The 4,061-nt window shown below is 36.3% G+C and carries 3 protein-coding genes; 1 reads left to right on the top strand and 2 read right to left on the bottom strand.

Annotated features, from left to right (window positions below; genetic code table 11):
* Positions 1-127 precede the first annotated feature (127 nt).
* Complete coding sequence (locus A3SG_RS0117725; RefSeq protein ID WP_016991333.1) at positions 128-1,585, bottom strand: FAD-dependent oxidoreductase; 1,458 nt, start codon at positions 1,583-1,585, stop codon at positions 128-130.
* 713 nt (positions 1,586-2,298) lie between these two features.
* Between A3SG_RS0117725 and A3SG_RS22795 the strand changes: the two genes are divergently transcribed.
* On the top strand, positions 2,299-2,424 hold the full coding sequence (locus tag A3SG_RS22795) for a hypothetical protein (RefSeq protein WP_255347725.1): 126 nt from the start codon (positions 2,299-2,301) through the stop codon (positions 2,422-2,424).
* Between the two features lie 852 nt (positions 2,425-3,276).
* On the opposite strand, the gene A3SG_RS0117740 is transcribed toward A3SG_RS22795, so the two are convergent.
* Entirely contained in the window at positions 3,277-3,579 is a 303-nt protein-coding gene (locus A3SG_RS0117740; protein ID WP_016991336.1) for a hypothetical protein, read from the bottom strand.
* Positions 3,580-4,061: the final 482 nt, after the last annotated feature.

Below are 4,061 nucleotides of genomic sequence, written 5' to 3' on the forward strand. Positions count from 1 at the left end.
AAGATTTACTTAAAAAATATATTTTGTTCTTTATTCTAAAAGTCGATAGGGAGTATAGTATTGTACTTTGATTCGTACTGTTTAATTTAAAAAATTGTAAATGTCTGCTGGGTAATTAGATCCACCTTTATTCTTCTTTTCTCTTAAGGAACCTGCCTCTAGGCTCATCAGCCTTATGGAGCACAATTTCAGAATGTAGGAACTGTGCAGCCTCTGCTGAATGTTTTACTTTGATAGCACTGCGTGCTAACATTTCTGATTCAAAATCCATTAACACACTTTTCCGTGCTCCCGCCTCTCTCCATTGTGATAAGGGTCGGCATTCTCTTGTGATCCCTCGAGCCAGCGCTAGCGCATCTAGTACTGCTTGATTTGCTCCTTGTCCTTTAAATGGGCTCATAGGGTGTGCTGCATCACCAATTAGCGTTATTGGTCCGCCTTTAGCTAACAATTCTGAATTGAGTAACTCTCGGTCATAGACAGGATAGCCAGAAACCTGCGCTTCTAGGGTCGCCGTTAAAATTTGCGGAATGGGGTCGTGCCATTGCGTTCTACGACAAGCTTCTTCTTTGAGTGCTTTAGGGCCTTGAGCGCTTAATGCCTTAGCCTCTTCTTCGGGCATGGGGAAGCTCAATTGCCACATCACCGATTCTGAGTCATATGGCATGATGTAGATTCGTTCATTACCATTGGCAGTTTGAAATACGGTCGCCGAGTCCAGCAAATCACTTTCAATACCTTCGAGTGCGCTCAAAGGACAAATACCTAATATCACAATACAATCGAGGTATCGCAAAGGAGTTATGTCGTCGCCAATAAGTAGCTTACGTACCGAACTTCGAATCCCGTCGGCTCCAACCACAAGGTCAGCCTTGGCGTTCTTTATCTCTCCGTTTACTTCAAAGCTCAATTCAACAGTTCCGTTCTCCGTTTTTTTAATATCTACTAATTGGTTTCCCCATTGCACAGCCTCATTTCCGCCGAGTTGCTCCAGCAATGCTAACCGCAAAGACTGTCGTGCGACATGTACATTGGTACGCTTTGGAGATTTTTTAGCCTCGGTCTGCATCCATTTTCTCATTCCCCATTCTCCAATCACTTTTCCATCTGTAGTATGAACCAAATGTCTGGTGGAAACTACCCCTTCTTGTAACGAGTAGATACCCAATCCCTCAATCGCTTTACTCGCTTGTTGCAAAGTGAGTCCATAGCCCTGAGACCGGGCTTCGAATCCGCTATCGCGCTCATAAAGAGTAAAAGGAATTCCGCGGTGTAAACAAGCTACTGCCACGGCCACTCCGCCTATACCGCCACCAATAATAGCAACATGTGGATAATTTTCGGTATCCGCTATAGGAGGACTCATAGAAGGAACCAATCCAGATCCAGAACAGTTCGTGCAAGAATCTAGGTGTGCCTTAGGGCGAATAGGTGCTGTCCCATCGCCATTCGATTTGTTAAATTGTTCGACTTCTTTCAGGTAATGGAGTCGGACTTTTTTGCTGATTCTCCGACTTTTTTTGCCATGTCCCTTACATTCCAGACAAATAGTCCAGCTATTGGCTGCGTTTTCTAGCTTTTTCACTTCTTTTTATTTAAATAATAGTTAGGAAGTTCTGGAGTCATTAAATCAGCTTTTAGGATTGGAATAAAGCAAAGATAGTACTGATTTTTCAACAATGTAAAAGTAAAGTAGTTTTTTACTACCTCTTAGATGAACAACAGTTTTTTTTTTGAAATCTATAGATTATACTTGTTTTACGGGCTAATATGGTTCAGTTAGCAATCATTCGTACTATTCGTCACGCTGGAAGCGTCTCAGCAAAGTGGCTCAGGCATCTATAGGCGCTTGCAGCGAGAAAAACTAAGTGGCGTCATTTGTTGAAGAATAGAACACTATTATTTCTGGCAGGTATCATTGCACATAATAAAAAAACTTAATTAAAGATTTTAAAATCAAAGGCTAATTTTTTAGGATGAGTTAAGCTGTGCTAATTCATGAAAACAAACAAAATAACATCACAAACCCCAAAAGAAAACTAGCAATAGACTGCATGAAAAAATAGTATCAATGATACTTTGCTGGTTTTGCGGATGCAAATTTTCCTAAATGTAAAGCAATAGAATCAATAGTAAATTTCCCTACTAAGAAAGGAGCAATGATATAAAGTGGCTTTATTTTTGAAATACCCGCACCTAAGAAAAGTGGTGTGGGTAGGAAGAGGTAACAAAGAATAAGCAAGTACCATTACAATGCCTTTCCATTTATTTTGGTTCATTTTATCTCCAAGAAATTTAATGTCTTCAGTTTTAGATGCTTTTAAATATCTGTTTGCCATTAATGGAGCATATAAAAGAAGAATTGACCTACCCAATACCGATCCCAAAACTCCAATAACAATCACTGCCTATATATTTAAATAAAAAAGAATTTGAAAGATCACCATTAGTGTAAACGCTGCAGCAAAAGGAAAAGGTGCTATGTCAAGTAATAGAGCGCCGAAAAAAAACTAATAAATATTGCGATAACATGTGCTCGAAGTTTTATTTTTCTTGACCAGTTAATGAAGCAAATAGTGCTCTTTTTGTGCGTCTGGCCAATGAACTTCAAAATAACAATTAATATTGTTGTGATATTAAAATAGTTTTTGCAAGTAATAAGTCATAGCGGTCGAGGTTTGTTTTGACGGTATGATAAAAGCCAATTGGGATGAGCACGGATTGCAAATCCGCGCTAGCTGTTGTGATAAATCTGCGCGATCAAGGTATAAAAGTCACTTGTAATGAGCTCGGATTGCAAATCTGCGCTAGCTGTTGTGATAAATCTGCGCGATCAGAGATACGTTGCAGACTTCCATAAGAATACATGAGCGAGCTTTAGTTTTTATTTAGCTTTCGTGCTTTTGATTCTTTTTTTAAGGGTTTGTTATTTTTAGAATTGGTAACTAATTTGTAAGCAAAAAAACAGAGGAATTAATGTAAAAAACCCAAAGCCGTTTTTTACAACACTGTAAACTACAATTCCAATTAAAATACCAATGAATAAAGCATTAGTTACCTTGTTTGATTTCATTTTTTTTAGTTTCGTTTAATAGTTTCAAATCTGTTAATTCTGAGCACGGATTGCAAATCCGCGCTAACTGTTGCGATACATCTGCGCAATCAAGGTAAATCTTTTACTGCGTTTAGTTACTGTTTTCTCTTTTATTTAATAATTTGATCAAACTTTCACCACATTTGATAACTTGTTGGTCAGTATTTGTGACAATTGTTTCTTTATCGAAATTTTTTATAATAACTATTTCTAGGAGTGAAATAAAGTTCTTTTTTCTCTGAATGATTCTTTTGTTTTTTATCTTTATCATCATATCTTTTCACTACCTCAATTTTTATAATGTTATTTTCTTTTATGTAGTATTTGTATTTAATAGTCGTATTCTCACCGCCATCTTCAGAAATTATTAGAGATAGATTGTTTAAATGAAAATATCCTACTGTATTTCCTCCACAAGTTTTTGTGTCATTAATTTCAACTAAATCTAATTTGTTTTTTTGTTTTAGATTTTCAATTTTAGACACGTTGACATTTACTTCATTTAGTTTGTTATTTTGTGCATGAACATAGAAGGAAATTATTAAAAATCCAAGTAAAATTATTTTTTTCTATATAATCGGTTTTAGATATTTTTTTTGTATTTTGTCGTAAAGACGTTTGTGGAGCAAAACGTAGCTTTATAAATATTTTTATTTTTATGTCTTCGTAGCAATCCTGCACAACTTGCATAACTATGCTGTAAGGTAGCGTATCTTGATACTCAAACATACTTTTTTTAATTAGATATTATCAACTAGATTTTTATTCGGTAGGCTTCTTTTTGTTACACGTATCTCTCTTATTCTTTAAACGAAATTATAAGAACAAAACGGCCTAATCAGCCCCGATAGCAGTGGAAATCCTTTTTATTCTGAACTTGTTTCAGGATAAAAAGATTGCAACGAATAGCGGGAGGGAAGTTCTTATGGAAATAATTCGTTCTGCTCCAAAAAAAAAGCTGCCCAAT

This window comes from Flavobacterium sp. ACAM 123 (genome assembly GCF_000264055.1).
In the GTDB taxonomy this organism is placed as follows: domain Bacteria; phylum Bacteroidota; class Bacteroidia; order Flavobacteriales; family Flavobacteriaceae; genus Flavobacterium.